Below are 15,189 nucleotides of genomic sequence, written 5' to 3' on the forward strand. Positions count from 1 at the left end.
TCAGATGCGGCGGTCGCTGTTTTGCCAGTAGGCATCGCGGATAAGACGGCGTACGACTTTGCCGTTGGGGTTTTTCGGCAGTTCGCTGACGAAATCCACGGCGCGGGGTTTCTTGAACCCGGCCAGAGTGCGTGCGCAATGATCGATGACCTCGGCCTCACTCAGTGCAGTGCCTGGCTTGAGTACAACGACGGCTCGCACCGCCTCGCCCCACTGTTCATCCGGCACACCAATGACCGCCGCCTCAAAAACCTCAGGCAAGGTGTAAAGCACCTGCTCGACTTCCGTGGGATAGATGTTGAAGCCGCCGGAGATGATCATTTCCTTTTTGCGATCGACGATAAACACGTAGCCCTGTTGATCGACGGTCGCCAAATCGCCGCTGAGGTAATACCCCTCGCGCATCACTTCCGCAGTGAGCTCTGGCGCGCGCCAATAGCCCTGCATGATGTCCGGGCCCTTGACCACGATTTCGCCGATTTCGCCCGGCTTTACATCCTCGAAGTTTTCGTTGACCACTCGCAGGTCAGTCTCGAAGTAACAGCGTCCGCAGGAAGCCAGGCGTCGATAGTCGCCCTCTTCGCATAGATGGTCTTGCTCGGTCAGTACCGTGACCAGCGAGCAGGTTTCGCCGGCACCATAGCCTTGAGCGAGGATCGGCCCGAACACCTCAATGGCGCGTTTGACCAGCGAGGGCGCCATCGGCGCTGCGCCGTACATGACCAGCCGCAGGCTGCTCAGGTCATAGCGATCGACGCCGGGGAAATTCACCAACCGGTTGATCATCGCCGGCACCAGAAACAAGCGAGTCACGCGTTCACGCTGAATGCTTTCGAGCAGCAGTTGATCGTCGTAGCGATCCAACAGCAGGTTGCACGCGCCCACCGCCAGCAAGGGCATCAACTGCATGCCGCTGGCATGGGTGATCGGCCCGACGTGGGCCATCACATCGTCCGGCGCGGCTCGCCGGGTGGGGCTGGCGATGCTCTTGCGGATCAGCGCCTTGCGATTGCCGACGCTGAGCATGGCCGCTTTCAGCACACCGGAACTGCCCGAGGTGTAGTGCAAGACCGCCAGTGCATCGTCCGGCAGGTCACAATTGACCGGCGCCTCATTGCCTTGATCCAGGAGTGCCGAATAGGCGATATCACCGCCCTTCTCACCCAGTGTCACCACCAAGCGCAACCCCGGAACTTCAGCCCGGCGTGCGATCAACGCCTCGGCAAACATGGGGGTGGCGATCAGTCCGACGCTGCAGGAGTCGTTGATGATCTGAATGACTTCTTCGAGCGACAGCCGCGCATTGACCGGTACTTTCACCAGGCCTGCCTTGTAGAAGGCGACTTCCGCCTCCACCAGTTCTACCCGGTTTTCCGCGAGGATGGCGACGTGATCGCCCGTGCTGATGCCTTGGCCCAGTAACGCTGAAGCAAGCTGATTTGTACGCTGCTCCAGCTGTGCAAAGTTCAGCCTGGTGTGACGATCAATGACGGCCATCCGCTCTGGCCAGTATCTGGCACTTCGACTGATTATTTTTCCGAGGTTCACGTTGTTGTTCTCGTCGACAGTTAAGACCGGGACGATGCTAAACAGCGTGGGCTTGAGGAACGTAATACCAGTTGCTGATGCCGGCCATAGCGCTTTTAGCTGGCTGAAAAGCTCCATTGCTTGCGCTGCGCCACGGTGGATTTTGCCGCGTCACGCCCATGCCGAAGTGTTATGGCAACGATCCAAAGACGCTATTTGTGAGCCCTATCGGGGCCTCCCTATTATCGATACCGACCGACAAAAGCCAGACCGCCGCCGGCCAAGGCTGATGTGCTCTTCCTGCTGTCGGTGCGCCATCCCCTCACTCTCGAATAAACACAATAAGAGGTTAAGAGTGAACACACCTGTATCCGACCGGCTACGGTCATCGCTGGTTTTACTCTCGTGCAGTCTGCTCGCTGTTCCGGTGGGTGCAGTCGAATTTGCATTGGGCGACATTGATGGGCAGCTCGATTCTGCGCTGGCGCTCGGTGTCGGGGTCAGCACTGCCAATCCGGCCAAGCTGCAATTGGGCGCTGCGAACGGCAACGACGGCCGCCGCAATTATCGTTCCGGGGACGTGTTCTCGACGATTTTCAAAGGCACCCATGACCTGGAACTCAAGCGCGACAACGTCGGCATGTTCGTGCGTGGTACCTACTGGTACGACACCGCGCAGCGTGATCACAGCCAACGCTTCAAGGACATCGACGACGACAATCGCCAGGCATCGGCCAAAACGGCAGGCTTCCAGTTGCTCGACGCCTTCGTCTATTACTTCTACGACATCAACGGCGAGCCGGGCTCGGCGCGTGTCGGCAAGCAAGTGGTGAACTGGGGGGAAAGCATCTTCATCCAGGGCGGTTTGAACGTTGTAAATCCTTTCAACCAGGCGGCATTGCGCCGGCCGGGTTCGGAGGTGAAGGACGCACTGGTGCCGGTGAACTTGCTCTACATGACGCAGAACATCAATGAAGCAGTGTCCTTTGACGCTTTTTACCAGCTGGATTGGGAACAGACCCAACTGGACAACTGCGGTACGTTCTTTTCGGGAAACGACTTCACACCCGAGGGCTGCACCGGCCTCGATGTCGGCGGCCGCCTGGTCAACGCCGCCGCAGCCAATCGAGGGCTGGGCCCGTTCGGCGTGGTCATGGGTGAGGAAGGCGTGCGCATCCCCCGCGGCGCTGATCAGGACGCACGCAATAGCGGCCAATGGGGCCTGTCGTTACGTTGGTATGTCACACAACTGGATGCTGAATTCGGCGTCTATGCCGCCAATTACCACAGCCGTTCGCCGTATCTGGGAACCGTCAGCAGCCGGTATTACAGCAACACCGGTTTCGCTCCGCAATTGTGCAGCAATCTGGGTGTGCCGTCGGCAGGTTGCGGTGCTTTCCTGGCGTCCAGCGCCGGCCAGACCCTCGCCGGTGCGCTGCGTATGGGAACGTCCCGGTACCTGTCCCAATACCCCGAAGACATTCGTTTATACGGCTTGACGTTCTCGACCACTCTGCACACCGGTACGGCGGTGCAGGGCGAACTCAGCTACCGCCCGAATATGCCCGTGCAACTCAATGGCACGGATGTGCTGCAGTCGCTGCTCAATGCCAACGGGCGCAGTCCACTGTCCGAACCCGGCCTGAGGCCGACCACCGACTCGACTCTTTTCAACGGTTATCGGCGCAAGGAGGTCACCCAGGCGCAGGTCTCGGCAATGCATTCTTTCGGCCAGGTGCTGGGGGCGAATCAGTTGCTACTGGTCGGTGAAGCCGGCGCCACTTACGTCGGTGGCCTGGAGGGCAAAAACGGGCCTCGCTATGGTCGATCCGGCGCTTATGGCAACGGTGCGCTGGCTGACAACAGCCTCTGTCGAGCCATTTCAAGCAGCCCGCAATACTGCACCGACGAAGGCTTCGTCACACCGTTCTCCTGGGGCTACCGGATGCGCGCGACCTTGAGTTATTCGGGGGTGATGCCGGGGCTGGACCTGCGCCCCAACCTGTCTTGGGCGCATGACGTCAAAGGCTATTCGCCGGGCGATGGCTCGGCGTTCAACGAAGGTTCGCGCTCCGTCAGCCTGGGCCTTGATGCGACGTTCATGAGCAAGTATTCGCTGAGCCTGTCTTACACCGATTACATCGATGGCACTTACGGCACGCGCGGTGACCGCGACTTCGCCTCCATTGCCATTGGTGCCACCTTCTAACGTAAAGGAAAACACGCATGCACAAGTGCCCTGCCCGGTTCACCTCTGACAAGCCCAAATCCCCATTTGCACTGGGCGCCGCGTTGCTGCTATCCAGCGCCATCTGTCCGGCCCTTGCCGCGACTGGCTCAGCTGATACCAGCGTCATGCGTGGTTTTCCACCCGCACCGGAGTTTCGTGTGAACAAAGCCAACGCCTTCCAACCGCCTTTCCTTCGCTGGTCAATACGACATGCCCGGGAAGTGTCCGCAACGCGCAACATTGCTCGCGCTGCACAACCGTTGTCACTCATCGACGCTGCACCGCAGGGTCTCGGCCCGGTCACCTTCAAGGCCGGCGAAGAGGACCTGACCCTCGCCCGCTACCTGCAAGACACCGCGACCGATGGCTTCATCGTCCTGCGCGGCGGCCAGGTGGTGTTTGAACAGTATCTGGAAGGCTTTGAACCCGGCCAACCGCACATCTGGGCTTCGATGACCAAATCGGTCACGGGCCTGCTGGCAGCGCAGTTCATTGCTGAAGGCAAACTCGACCCGCAGGCGAAACTGGCCAGTTATGTCCCTGAACTGAGCGGCACGCCGTTTGGTGAGGCCACGGTGCAGGCCAATCTGGATATGCAGGTGGCGGTGGCCTACCCCGAAGCGGTGCCGCCGGACCTCGGTTTGTTCGCCGCGACCGGGCTCATCCCGCGTAGCGCAAAAATGCCCGGCGATATCTATGCTTTTTTGAAAGTCGCGCAAATGGCCCCTGGGGAAGGCAGGTTTTTTTATCAGAATGGCTCACCCGAGGCGGTGGCCTGGGCGCTGCGGCGTATCTCCGGAATGAATTGGGCGCAACTGGTGCAGCAACGGATCTGGTCGCGCTTCGCTGAGGACGATGGCTATGTTCAGATCGATGAACTGGGCACAGAGATGGCCAGCGGCGGGATCAGTACAAATCTGCGAGACACTGCGCGCTTCGCCGAAATGGTCCGCCGCGAGTTGGCTCGCGACCCCGGCACCGACAGTTTCAATCAAGCCGTGCGCAGTACATTCCAGCCGGGCGATCCGGCGATTTTCGCGCAAGGCAATCTCGCTCCCGGCCGGCCCGGCTATGCCTATCGCAATTATTGGTTTCAGCGCAATGACGGGGACGGATCGGTAGAGGCCAGTGGTCGCTTCGGACAAAAAATCTACATCAACCCGAAGCGTGAAGTAGTGATCGTTAAACTGTCCTCCACTGCCGACCAAACCAGACGCGCTACCAGCGCGGCGGGAGAAGCAAAAGTGGCTGCACGGCTGATCGACTCACCCGTGACGTTCACACACATGGTCAATGCGATATTGGCAGAGTTGAGGGACTGAACGTCATCACGGAGCTGGTTTTCGGAGCGCCGGTGTTTCCTCTGCGAAATTGGCCGCTTCAACCAGCGCGGTTTTGAAGTCGGCGTGGTAATGCTCCGCGCCGATCGCTTGCAGAATCCCCACCCTGTCGAGCTTGTTGAACACCGTCGAATTCGCCTCGCAGAGTTTCACCACGATATGCCGTTCATGCAGTTGCTCGATGACTTCCTCCAGCACCTGCAAGCCCGTGATATCCATGAACGGTACGTGCTTCAAGCGGATAATCAGCAGGCGTGGGTCGGTATGTGTCTGTGCCAGGACGCGTTCGAAGGTTTCTGCCGCGCCGAAAAACAAGGGCCCTTCAATCGTGTAAATCAAAGTGCCTGTTGGCAGTCGAGCCTGTCCGTTGGCCCTCAGTTCTTCCTCCAGATCTTGCTCGACGATCTGCTGCACTTCCACCGATGAGGCCATGCGGCGCATGAAATGCAGCATCGCAAGAATGACGCCGATATTCACGGCGATCACCAAGTCGCTGAACACCGTAAGAACGAAGGTGATGAGCAGGATCGAAACGTCTGCTCGCGGGGCGCGCTGGACCATGCGTTTGAAGTGCTTCAGCTCGCTCATGTTGTACGCGACCACAAAAAGAATTGCGGCCAGCGCGCACAGCGGGATGTTTGAAGCCAGAGGCGCGAGAAACACAATAATCAGCAGCAGGGTGAGCGCATGCGTAATGCCGGCCAGTGGGCTGGTGGCGCCGTTACGGATATTGGTTGCCGTGCGGGCAATCGCACCGGTAGCGGCGAAACCGCCGAACAACGGTGTGACCAGGTTGGCAACGCCCTGCCCGATCAGCTCCTGATTGGAGTCATGTTTGGTACCTGCCATGCCATCGGCCACCGTCGCGGACAGCAGCGATTCGATTGCCCCAAGCATGGCGATGGTGAATGCCGGACCAATCAGATCGATAACACGCGATAGTGTGATTTCAGGCAGGCCCAGCGCTGGCAAACCTTGCGGTATGCCACCAAATGCACTGCCAATCGTGGCGACCCCCTCGAAATGAAAGGTGGACTGTATCGCTGTCGCGACCGCCATCGCGATCAGTGGACCAGGCACTCGTTTGAGACCGGGAATTCTAGACGCGCTGATGACCAGAAAAAGGCTGAGTACCGCCAGCAGGGTCGTGGCCAGATGAAGATTCGGCAGAGCCTGAAGCAGGTGCCAGAGCTTTTGATGGAAGTGCTCTCCCACGACCTTCGGCAAGCCGAAAAAGTCTTTCCACTGCCCGACCCAAATGATCACGCCGATGCCCGCCGTGAATCCGACGATGACCGGGTCGGGTATGAACTTGATGATTGCACCGAGCCGAGCCATCCCCAGCAATAACAATATCGCCCCGGCCATCATCGTGGCGACTTGCAGACCGTCAACGCCATGCTCGGCCGTGACGCCCGCCAGAATCACGATGAACGCACCTGTCGGCCCGGCAATCTGCAAGCGGCTTCCACCAAACAGCGAAACCAGCAGGCCACCGATGATTGCGGTGTAGATGCCTTGCTCGGGTTTGACGCCAGATGCAATGGCAAACGCCATGGCCAGCGGGAGTGCCACGATGCCGACGATCACGCCAGACACCAGATTGCGGAACCAATGTCCTCGTCCCAACAACCCCGCCTTCCATGCCTCACCGATCGCAGTCATGGTTAGCTCCCCAGTGGTTGAACGCGGATGACATTGACAGCACTGATAGTCTGAAACGTCTTAGTCGACCTTGATCTGCCTCAAACTTCCCACGTTGCGATACCTCTTCATACGGTACATTTCGCTATCGGAATGAGTGAGCAGTGTATCGGCATCCTTTCCGTGCTCCGGATAATAGGCAACGCCGATACTGCACAAGGGCATCGTGAGTGCGGCAAATTCGGGGGGCAGTGGCTCAGACATTACTTTGTGAATCTCATCCAGCCGTTGGGAAATCGCGTCCCTGGACGTAACGTCTGTCAGCAGCACCGTGAATTCATCGCCACCAATGCGAGCCACGGTGTCTATTTCACGCACACAGCTTTTCAGACGCTGGGCAACAATGCACAGAACACGGTCCCCCGCCGCGTGGCCATGAAGATCATTGATACTCTTGAAGTCATTGATATCCAGAAACAGCAAAGCCAGCTCATTACCTTGGCGCTGTGCAGTGCGCAGTGCAGATATCAGTCGATCATTAAAGAGCGACCTGTTGGTTAATTTCGTCAGCGGATCGTGGTGAGCGAGGAAGCGTAATTCCTCCTCGGCTTTGGCTAGAGCTGTAACATTTCTTGCGACCCCAATCCTGGCACCCACTTCCTCCGACCAGAATGCAGCCCAGAGGATGTACACGACGGCACCATCCTTGCGGATGTAACGGTTTCGGAAATCAAAATGAGGTTGACCACTCATGACCCGAGTAATCGAAGCCCGCGTCGCATCCAGGTCTTCGGGATGCATATAACGCGTGATATTGGTGCCAATCAGCTCATCCGGCAGGTAGCCCAACAGGGTCTTACAGGCATCACTCACAAAAACAATGTGATCGCTTTCATCGACCACAAACACCGTATCCAGCATCAGGTGGATCAGTTTGGGATAGAGCGTTTGTAAATCGATGGCCATAAATCATCTGATCTGAGTCGTTGAGCGCGATCATATCCCTTTTTACAGGATGTACTGCGAGGAATTGCGACGGTGGCAAAGCTGTTTGGAACGAGCTGCTTATTTGGTTAGTCTTGCGGTCAATATGGCGACTTCAAGGGGAACTCTTCGGGTGATCAAACCGATATTGCTGTTACGCCGAGGCTTCGCCTCCATGCGCTGGCGCACCAGGGTCACGTTGTGGATCGCGGCAACCATTGCCGGCTTGCTGGTGGTAGCTTTTGCAAGGCTCGCGGACATCGCCCTGGCCCAATTTGCGCAACAGACCGCAGAGCGAGCGTGGCTTCCTCTTGTTTACACCCCACTGATCGGCATGTTCGTAGTCTGGCTGACGACGCGCTTTTTCGACGGTGCCCAAGGCAGCGGAATTCCTCAGGTCATCGCTGCAACACGGCTCGCGCGTCAAGGCAAGCCCATTGAACGACTGGTTTCACTGCGCATTGCTTTCGCCAAGATCGGCCTCGGAACACTAGCGCTGACCGGCGGCTTTTCGGCGGGGCGTGAAGGCCCCTCGGTTCAGGTTGCGGCATCCATCATGCATTTCTTCCACCGCTTCCTGCCCAATGCGCGAATCGTGCGCAGCGAGGATCTTATTCTGGCGGGAGGTGCAGCAGGTATTGCGGCTGCCTTCAATACGCCCCTGGCCGGGATCGCATTCGCCGTCGAAGAACTTGGGCGCAAACTGGAAACCCGTACCAGCGGCGTTCTTCTCAGTACCATCATCCTTTCCGGGATGGTTGCCATTGCCTTGCAAGGAAACTACAACTACTTCGGTCATTTTGGCATTCAGGACATCAACATTGACATCGTCGTCCCGGCATTGGTGATAGGAGTTGGCTGTGGACTACTGGGTGGTTTGTTTAGCCGAATGTTGTTATGGCCGCAGCGGCATCCCCACTTCATCATCTGGCAATGGCGGCGGCTGCACCCAGTGTGGTTTGCCGGCATTTGTGGATTGCTCGTTGCAATATTGGGTTGGCTGAGTGGCGGAATGTCGTTCGGTAGTGGTTACGGCATCACTTCTCAGGTCATCGCATCCGATGTAGTCCTGCCATGGCATGCGCCCATTACTCGCTTCCTGGCGACCGTTGTGACCTATTTCTCTGGCATTCCCGGAGGTATTTTTGCGCCCTCGCTCGCTGTAGGGGCCGCCGTCGGTGCCAATAGCGCAGAACTATTTCACCTGGCTGCGCAGCCCACGATTGCACTGTGCATGGTTGGTTTTCTGGCTGCCGTGACTCAGTCGCCAATCACCTCCGCAATCATTGTGATGGAGATGATCGATAGCCACAGTATGGTGATCAGTCTCATGGCGGTCGCTTTGATTGCCAAGGCTGTCAGTTCAAGAATGGGGCCTGAGTTGTATCAGCAATTGGCGCGAGGTTTTCTCCAAAGTGCGGAATCTGCCGCCACGCCAAAGAGTCCAGCGCGATAGGTCTTATCGTGCTGCACGGGCTTGGCAGCGGACCCTAAAAAACCGTTTCCTCTGCACCCTCACAAAACTGGCCACTCAACCGGCGCACAAACGCCTGCATCGACGGCGTCTGCTTCAACGGTTTCCTCTGCAACAACCCCAACGATCGCTGCTGTGGCTGTTCAATCTGCAAAACCTCCACCTCCGCATCAACACGCAAAAACCTCGTGGCGCTGGCCGGCAACAACGTAAACCCCAACCCCGCACGCACCAGCGCCGCTGCGGTACTCATATGCGCAACTTCCCACGAACATTCAGCCTTCACACCCAACAACCCCAACGCCGCATCCGCCAGCGGACGAATGCTGGTGTCCGGGGTCAGCGCTATATAAGGCAGCGACTGCCAGCGCTCGTCAGTGCTACCCGCCAGAGCATCCCGGCGCACCAGCAGCACCAGGTTGTCGTCCATCAGCGCCTCGAATTCCAGTCCGGACAGATCTTCCGGCCGCGACGTTATGCCGATATCGACTTCGCCACTTTGCACCCAATGGCTCACCTCCCCCGCGCGCCCATCGCGCAGCGATACCTGCACGCCGGGAAAATCGCGCATGAACGCGGCGATGATTTCCGGCAGAAACGACGCCGCCGCAGTCGGTAATGCTGCCAAACGAATGCTGCCGCGATTGAGATTCAGCGTTTCGCGGGCATCGTGCACAGCATTTTCCATGTCGCGCAGCATGGCCTGGGCCTGGAGCAGGAAGTGTTCGCCGGCCGGGGTCAGCTCGACGCTGCGGGTGTTGCGCGCCAGTAGCTGCAGGCCGATGGTCTCTTCGAGCTTGCGGATGATGTAGCTCAGCGCCGGCTGCGAGACGTGCAGTTTTTCTGAGGTACGGGTGAAGCTTGAGGTCTCGGCGATCAAGATAAACGCGCGCAGCTGGCGGAAGTTGATGTCCATGCTCAACCGATAAAATTAATGGATTAATTCTTAGAATATTTAAAATTCACAGAACAATCCAACGCTCGCATGATGGCCGCGAACACATGCCGAGTCCGACGCAATGACAACAACAATTCATATCGGTTGTGGCGCAGGTTTCGCCAATGATCGCCCCGACGCGGGTTTGCGCCTGGCGCAGGATTTGGCCAGCCGCAGCGGCAAACGCTATCTGATGTATGAACTGCTCGCCGAGCGCACCCTCGCCGAGGCGCAGCTGCGTAAACAGGCTGACCCCGAGAGCGGCTACGCGGCGCGCTTATTCGACTTTCTTCGCCCGGTGCTTGATACCTGCATTGAGGCTGGCATCCCCATCATCACCAATGGCGGCGCGGCAAATCCACGCGCCGCCGCCCAGCGTCTGCGCGCCGAACTGGGCGGCCGCCACGCTGATCTGAAGATCGCTTGCGTACTCGGCGATGACTTGTTGAACGTTGAGCAACAACGTCTTGAGCAGTGGCTGGACCTCGACGTTGCGCAACACGATGTGGTTTCGGTGAACGTTTATACCGGAGCCGACGGCATCACCCAGGCCTTGAATGATGGCGCCGGCATCGTCCTCTGCGGTCGGGTTGCCGACCCTTCGCTGGCGGTGGGGCCGATCCGCCATGGCCTCGGCTGGGCCGCGGATGACTGGGAGAAAATGGCCATCGCCACAGCGGCCGGGCATCTGCTGGAATGCTGCACTCAGGTCACCGGCGGCTATTTTGGCCATCCCGGCATCAAGGACGTGCCCGATCCAGCGCGCTTGGGCTGCCCGATCGCCGAGATCAGTGCTGACGGCACGCTGGTGATCACCAAAGCGGCCGGCTCCGGCGGCTGCGTGACCGAGCGCACGGTCAAGGAACAGTTGCTGTATGAAGTCCACGACCCGCGCCGTTACCTCACACCGGATGTGGTGCTCGACCTTGGCGAAGCCAGCGTGACCACCCTCTCGCCCAATCGCGTGGCGATCAGCGGTATTCAAGGCCACCCGCGTCCCGCGCAGCTCAAGGGTTTGGCCGGCGTGCGCGGCATGTGGTTTGGTGAAGCCGAGATTTCCTATGCGGGCCCCGGCGCGGTCGATCGGGCGAAGCTTGCCCGCGAAATCCTCCTGCAACGCTTCGATCAACTGGCCTCGCAAATGCAGCCGTGGATCGACATTGCCGGCGTCGCGAGTCTGTTCAACGATGCCCGTGGCGATTACCTCAACCAGTGTCTGGCGCATGCGCCGCAGGTGGCGGACGTGACGGTCAGGGTCGGTCTGGTACACAAGGACCGCGCTCAGGTCGACCTGCTGCTGGCCGAGGTCGAGTCCCTCTACACCAACGGCCCGGCTGGCGGTGGCGGCGTTCGCCGGCACTTGAGCGAGTCGATCGCCACCCACGGTTTTCTGATTGCGCGCGATGAAATCGAGACGCGCATGGAGTGGTTCTGATGACTGCATTTGTCACGCTTGCTGATTTCGCCCATGCCCGCGCCGGTGATAAAGGCAATATCCTCAGCGTGGTGGTCCTGCCGCTGGACGCCGCGCATTACGACTGGCTCAAGCGCGAGCTGACCGTCGAGCGCGTTGCCGAGCAGTTCGCCAGCCGCCGACCTTCGAACGTTCATCGCTACGAGATCGATACACTGCAGGCCCTGAATTTCGTTCTCGAGGATGCGCTCGAAGGCGGGGTGAATCGCAGTCCGGGGCTCGACCGCCATGGCAAAAGCCTGAGTTACCTGCTGCTGTCGTTGTGCTTGCCGGCACCGGGTTGACCACCCTCCTCTGACAGGTTTTACCGGGCCACCCCATCGGACCCAATCGAACAATAAAAACAATACCGAGATGCCATATCCATGATCACTGCACTGGGTTTTCTCATGATGTTCAGCATCATCGCGCTGATTTTGCTCCGCAGAATCAGCCCGGTGGTGGGCTTCACCACAATCCCCGTCGCCGTCTGCCTGCTGGCCGGTTTCGCGCCGCCGCAAATCGGCGACTTCATCAAGAACGGCTTGATCACGGTCGCGCCGACCGCTGCGCTGTTTCTGTTTGCCATTCTGTATTTCGGCATCATGCGCGATCGCGGCCTGTTCGATCCGCTGGTGAATTTCCTGATCCGCCGTACCGGCGGCAAGCCGCTGGCCGTGGCGTTGGTCACGGTTTTGGTGACGGCGGTGGTGCACCTGGACGGCGTCGGCGCCGCTACTTTTCTGCTGACCATTCCGGCGCTGCTGCCGCTGTACAAACGCCTGAACATGAGCCCGAACATGCTCTTGTTGTTGGTCGGCACGACGGCGGGCGTCGGCAACATGGTGCCGTGGGGTGGCACCACCGCTCGCGCGGCCGCCACCACCGGGCTCGATGCGACGGCGCTGTGGATGGGGCTGATTCCGGTGCAACTGGTGGGCTTTGCCTGTCTGCTGGTGATTGCCGGTTGGCTCGGATTGCGGGCGCAGCGTCGGTTGCCGAAATCGTTGGGCGCGGCGTCGAGTTTTGACGCCACACTGGCCCAGCCCGAAGAACGCGAGCACGCGCTGTCACCGCGCCAGTGGCGTTACTGGCTCAACGTCGCCCTGACCGTCGCCATCCTCGCCTGCCTGTTCAGTGGGATTTTCCCGTTGTACGCCTGCTTCATGGTCGGTCTGGGCATCGCCCTGCCGCTTAACTTTGCCTCGCTGGAGGCGCAGACCGAGCGCATCAAGGCGCATGCGGCCGATGCGTTGCAGATGGTCCTGGTGATGATGGCGGCCGGTGTGCTGCTCGGCGTGTTGTCCGGGGCGAAAATGTCCGATGGCATGGCCCTGGCGCTGATCGACGCCCTGCCCCACGGCTCTGCGCAATACCTGCACCTGATCATCGGCGCGTTCGGCGTACCGCTGGGGATGATCTTTTCGCCCGACGCCTACTACTTTGCGTTACTGCCAGTGATCCGCGATGTGGCGGTCGCTGCCGGCGTGCCTCTGGAAGCAGTCGCACGGGCAATGTTGATCGGCGAAAACACCGGTTTTGCTATCAGCCCGGTGGTGCCCAGCGTCTACCTTGCCCTGGCGCTGGCCGGGGTCGAGTTGCGCAAGCACATCATGTACACGTTTTTCTGGGCCTGGGGCGTGAGTCTGGTGATGTTGGCGTTTGCCGTGCTCAGCGGCGCGATCCCGACCTGAGGTCAATCCGGCTCAATAGACGAACCCATGGCCCAGCTCGCTTTCGATCCACTCGAGAAAGCGCCGGACCCGGGGAAACGTCGAATGCGCCTTGGGAAACACCAGATGATGCGCGGCCACCGCAGCACTCAGTGCTTCCGGTGCCACTTCAACCAGAGTGCCGGCCGCCAGATACTTTTGCGCCAGCAAGGTGCTTTCCAGGGCAAAGCCGAGCCCGTGACTGGCCGCCTCCAGTGACATATAAGAGCGGTCGAAGCTCAGCGCATAAGGCCGCTCCGGTCGCGCCAGGCCATGCTGGGCAAACCATTGCGGCCACTTCAGCAGGGTTGCTTCCGAGAGAATCAGATCATGATCGAGCAGGTCCGCCGCCGCGCGGACCGGTCTCTGTGCGAGCAGCTTCGGCGACGTCAGCACGGCGAATTTTTCATTCCTTACCGTGCGCACCTCGTAGCTCGGCCAGTTCGGCGTGCCATGGCGGATATCGACGTCGATCTTGTCGCGGCTGAAATGCAGCGACTCGTAGGAACAGGACAGGTTGATCTGAATGTCCGGATGACTGGCGCGAAACGCTTCCAGACGTGGCATCAGCCAGAGCAGGCCAAAGCTTGGCGATGAGTGCAGCCGCAGGCAATCGAGGCTGACATCGCTGGCCGCGCGTTCGGTGGCCACGGCCAGACTGTGGAGAATTCCGGAAACCTCTTTCAAATACTGCTCGCCCACCGGCGTCAGCGACACACCGCGCGCAGCGCGCACGAACAATTGCCGGCCGATCATGCCTTCGAGTTTGGCCAGTTGATGGCTGACCGCTGACGGCGTCAGGTCCAGCACTTCGGCGGCGCGGGCGACGTTGCCGAAGCGCGCGGTTTGCTCGAAGGCCTGAATTGCTCTCAGTGGTGGCAGGATCACAGGGGCATCGGAATCGGTGCGCATGGCGGCTCCGTTAGATTTCTTATGGTTTTTGGGCTGTTCGCATTCAATCACTCGCCAGCCGGATTGACGAGTGCTGAATTTTTTTCAGCATTGAATGACTTTCGCGTTATTGCTCACCCCCGCCACGGAGGACAAGCTGAGTCATCGGTTTTTCACGGACCGACCCAATAAAAACAATTTGAGGGACTCCTCCATGCTTCTTCAAGGCAAAGTCGCAATCATCACCGGCGCCGCATCTGCCCGTGGCATCGGCCGCGCTACCGCGACCACGTTTGCGCAACACGGCGCACGAGTGGTGATCCTCGATCTGGATGCCTCCGCCGCCCGCGATGCCGCGGCGTCCCTGGGCGAAGGCCACCTGGGCCTCGCTGCCAACGTCGCCGATCAGGCGCTGGTGCAACAGGCCGTCGCTGCCGTTATCGAGCACTTCGGTCGTATCGATATTCTGGTGAACAATGCCGGCATCACCCAGCCGCTGAAAACCCTCGAGATTGGCCATTGCGATTACGACAAGGTGCTCGACGTCAGCCTGCGCGGCACCCTGCTGATGTCGCAAGCGGTGATTCCGCTGATGCGCCAGCAGGCCTCGGGCAGCATCGTCTGCATGTCTTCGGTGTCGGCGCAGCGCGGTGGCGGGATTTTTGGCGGCCCACATTACAGCGCGGCCAAGGCCGGTGTGCTGGGGCTGGGCAAAGCCATGGCCCGTGAGCTGGGGCCGGACAATATTCGCGTCAACTCCATCGCCCCGGGTTTGATTCACACCGACATCACCGGCGGCCTCATGCAGGACGAGCGCCGCCACGCAATCATCGACGGCATTCCGCTCGGCCGTCTCGGTGAGGCTCAGGACGTCGCCAACGCGGCGCTGTTTCTGGCCAGCGACCTGTCCTCTTATCTGACCGGCGTCACCCTCGACGTGAACGGCGGCATGCTGATTCACTGACAACTCCTGGGCGGGCCTGCGTGGCCCGTGCGG

At 59.6% G+C, this 15,189-nt stretch carries 12 protein-coding genes; 7 read left to right on the forward strand and 5 right to left on the reverse strand.

The genetic code is table 11. The features are described 5' to 3' along the window. Entirely contained in the window at positions 1 to 1,548 is a 1,548-nt protein-coding gene (locus tag ACGSLL_RS01540) for an AMP-binding protein (protein ID WP_394502483.1), read from the reverse strand. Between the two features lie 334 nt (positions 1,549 to 1,882). Here ACGSLL_RS01540 and ACGSLL_RS01545 point away from each other — a divergent pair, with 334 nt between their 5' ends. Continuing rightward, a complete protein-coding gene (locus ACGSLL_RS01545) occupies positions 1,883 to 3,736 on the forward strand; it encodes a DUF1302 domain-containing protein (RefSeq protein ID WP_394502485.1) in 1,854 nt (617 codons plus the stop codon). Positions 3,737 to 3,915: 179 nt separating this feature from the next. Further along, positions 3,916 to 5,079, forward strand: coding sequence for a serine hydrolase domain-containing protein (locus ACGSLL_RS01550; RefSeq protein WP_394502487.1), 1,164 nt, complete (start codon positions 3,916 to 3,918; stop codon positions 5,077 to 5,079). A 6-nt stretch (positions 5,080 to 5,085) separates the two neighbouring features. Here the strand turns inward: ACGSLL_RS01550 and ACGSLL_RS01555 are convergent, their stop codons facing one another. After that, entirely contained in the window at positions 5,086 to 6,762 is a 1,677-nt protein-coding gene (locus tag ACGSLL_RS01555) for a SulP family inorganic anion transporter (protein ID WP_394502489.1), read from the reverse strand. Between the two features lie 60 nt (positions 6,763 to 6,822). Continuing rightward, the gene (locus ACGSLL_RS01560; RefSeq protein WP_394502491.1) at positions 6,823 to 7,707 is read right to left on the reverse strand and encodes a diguanylate cyclase domain-containing protein; all 885 of its coding nucleotides are present in this window, start codon (positions 7,705 to 7,707) and stop codon (positions 6,823 to 6,825) included. Between the two features lie 151 nt (positions 7,708 to 7,858). Here ACGSLL_RS01560 and ACGSLL_RS01565 point away from each other — a divergent pair, with 151 nt between their 5' ends. Continuing rightward, the gene (locus ACGSLL_RS01565; RefSeq protein WP_394502493.1) at positions 7,859 to 9,181 is read left to right on the forward strand and encodes a chloride channel protein; all 1,323 of its coding nucleotides are present in this window, start codon (positions 7,859 to 7,861) and stop codon (positions 9,179 to 9,181) included. Between the two features lie 34 nt (positions 9,182 to 9,215). Here the strand turns inward: ACGSLL_RS01565 and ACGSLL_RS01570 are convergent, their stop codons facing one another. Continuing rightward, on the reverse strand, positions 9,216 to 10,115 hold the full coding sequence (locus ACGSLL_RS01570; protein ID WP_394502495.1) for a LysR family transcriptional regulator: 900 nt from the start codon (positions 10,113 to 10,115) through the stop codon (positions 9,216 to 9,218). A gap of 103 nt (positions 10,116 to 10,218) precedes the next feature. Between ACGSLL_RS01570 and ACGSLL_RS01575 the strand changes: the two genes are divergently transcribed. The 3 genes from ACGSLL_RS01575 to ACGSLL_RS01585 all read left to right on the forward strand — a co-directional run bounded on the left by ACGSLL_RS01575 (position 10,219) and on the right by ACGSLL_RS01585 (position 13,283). Continuing rightward, complete coding sequence (locus ACGSLL_RS01575) at positions 10,219 to 11,571, forward strand: acyclic terpene utilization AtuA family protein (RefSeq protein WP_394502497.1); 1,353 nt, start codon at positions 10,219 to 10,221, stop codon at positions 11,569 to 11,571. Further along, a complete protein-coding gene (locus ACGSLL_RS01580; RefSeq protein WP_394502499.1) occupies positions 11,571 to 11,894 on the forward strand; it encodes an AtuA-related protein in 324 nt (107 codons plus the stop codon). The genes ACGSLL_RS01575 and ACGSLL_RS01580 overlap by 1 nt, the downstream gene beginning before the upstream one ends. 81 nt (positions 11,895 to 11,975) lie before the next feature. Further along, the gene (locus ACGSLL_RS01585) at positions 11,976 to 13,283 is read left to right on the forward strand and encodes a CitMHS family transporter (RefSeq protein ID WP_394502501.1); all 1,308 of its coding nucleotides are present in this window, start codon (positions 11,976 to 11,978) and stop codon (positions 13,281 to 13,283) included. A 12-nt stretch (positions 13,284 to 13,295) separates the two neighbouring features. Here the strand turns inward: ACGSLL_RS01585 and ACGSLL_RS01590 are convergent, their stop codons facing one another. Further along, positions 13,296 to 14,213 (reverse strand): LysR substrate-binding domain-containing protein, encoded by a 918-nt coding sequence (locus ACGSLL_RS01590; RefSeq protein WP_203417900.1) that lies wholly within the window; start codon positions 14,211 to 14,213, stop codon positions 13,296 to 13,298. A 193-nt stretch (positions 14,214 to 14,406) separates the two neighbouring features. On the opposite strand from ACGSLL_RS01590, the gene ACGSLL_RS01595 reads away from it, so the two are divergent. Next, the gene (locus ACGSLL_RS01595; RefSeq protein WP_394502504.1) at positions 14,407 to 15,156 is read left to right on the forward strand and encodes an SDR family NAD(P)-dependent oxidoreductase; all 750 of its coding nucleotides are present in this window, start codon (positions 14,407 to 14,409) and stop codon (positions 15,154 to 15,156) included. The last annotated feature ends 33 nt before the right edge of the window (positions 15,157 to 15,189 follow it).

This window comes from Pseudomonas retamae, from assembly GCF_043496865.1.
In the GTDB taxonomy this organism is placed as follows: Bacteria; Pseudomonadota; Gammaproteobacteria; order Pseudomonadales; family Pseudomonadaceae; genus Aquipseudomonas; species Aquipseudomonas retamae.

What these genes read in the sequence shown, in the direction of transcription:
- ACGSLL_RS01575 (WP_394502497.1), top strand. Translation starts at nt 10,219, where the DNA reads ATGACAACAACAATTCATATCGGTTGTGGCGCAGGTTTCGCCAATGAT.
- ACGSLL_RS01585 (WP_394502501.1), top strand. Translation starts at nt 11,976, where the DNA reads ATGATCACTGCACTGGGTTTTCTCATGATGTTCAGCATCATCGCGCTG.
- ACGSLL_RS01590 (WP_203417900.1), bottom strand. Translation starts at nt 14,213, where the DNA reads ATGCGCACCGATTCCGATGCCCCTGTGATCCTGCCACCACTGAGAGCA.
- ACGSLL_RS01555 (WP_394502489.1), bottom strand. Translation starts at nt 6,762, where the DNA reads ATGACTGCGATCGGTGAGGCATGGAAGGCGGGGTTGTTGGGACGAGGA.
- ACGSLL_RS01560 (WP_394502491.1), bottom strand. Translation starts at nt 7,707, where the DNA reads ATGGCCATCGATTTACAAACGCTCTATCCCAAACTGATCCACCTGATG.
- ACGSLL_RS01580 (WP_394502499.1), top strand. Translation starts at nt 11,571, where the DNA reads ATGACTGCATTTGTCACGCTTGCTGATTTCGCCCATGCCCGCGCCGGT.
- ACGSLL_RS01595 (WP_394502504.1), top strand. Translation starts at nt 14,407, where the DNA reads ATGCTTCTTCAAGGCAAAGTCGCAATCATCACCGGCGCCGCATCTGCC.
- ACGSLL_RS01570 (WP_394502495.1), bottom strand. Translation starts at nt 10,115, where the DNA reads ATGGACATCAACTTCCGCCAGCTGCGCGCGTTTATCTTGATCGCCGAG.